Below are 888 nucleotides of genomic sequence, written 5' to 3' on the forward strand. Positions count from 1 at the left end.
GTCATATACAACAAATTTTACGAATGGCAATATAACAGTAGATTTCGGGTGCAATAGAGTAAAACTGCCTAAATTAAAAGGTATAAAAGCAAAACTGCATAGAAATTTTAGTGGACAGATAAAATCGGTAACGATATCACAAGTTCCGAGTGGAAAATATTATGTATCAATTTTAGTGGAAACAGAACACACGGAACTGCCACAAACAAATCAAAATACCGGAATAGATTTAGGTATTAAGGAGTTATGTATTACTTCTGATGGAAAAAAATACGAAAATCCCAAAATCATCAGAAAATACGAAAAGAAACTGGTGAAACTGCAAAGGCAGTTAGCCCATAAAGAGAAAAGAAGTCAAAATTACTACAAAACAAAGAAAAAGATAGCATTGTGCCATGAGAAAATAACAAATACCAGAAAAGATTATCTGCACAAGATGTCACATGAGATTATCAGCGAAAACCAAGTGATGGTTTCGGAAGATTTGCAGATAAAAAACATGGTAAAAAATCATCATTTGGCAAAGTCCATAAGTGATGTATCATGGCATGAGCTGACAAGACAGTTAGAATATAAGGCCAAGTGGAATGGCAGAAAATATGTCAAAATAGATACATTCTATGCCAGTAGTCAATTGTGTTCAGTTTGTGGATACCAAAATACAGAGACGAAAAATCTATCAGTAAGGGAATGGATATGTCCTGTCTGTGGAACAAATCATGACAGGGATATCAATGCAGCAAAGAATATACTGGAAGAAGGATTAAGACAAATAGCATAAAAATAACAATATAGGGCAGGGACTGCCCGAATTAACGCCTGTGGAGATAGTAGGTTACGAGGTCTGTGAAGCAGGAAGCCCATTGGCTTTAGACAATGGGTAGTTCA

At 35.4% G+C, this 888-nt stretch carries 1 protein-coding gene; it reads left to right on the top strand.

Annotated features, from left to right (window positions below; translation table 11 throughout):
- Nucleotides 1–781: transposase (locus tag DWY84_RS17140; RefSeq protein WP_243024911.1), on the top strand; the 781-nt coding region annotated here is incomplete at its 5' end.
- Between the last annotated feature and the right edge of the window lie 107 nt (nt 782–888).

Origin of the sequence: Clostridium sp. AF27-2AA (assembly GCF_003478505.1) — a bacterium.
GTDB lineage: Bacteria > Bacillota > Clostridia > Lachnospirales > Lachnospiraceae > Brotaphodocola.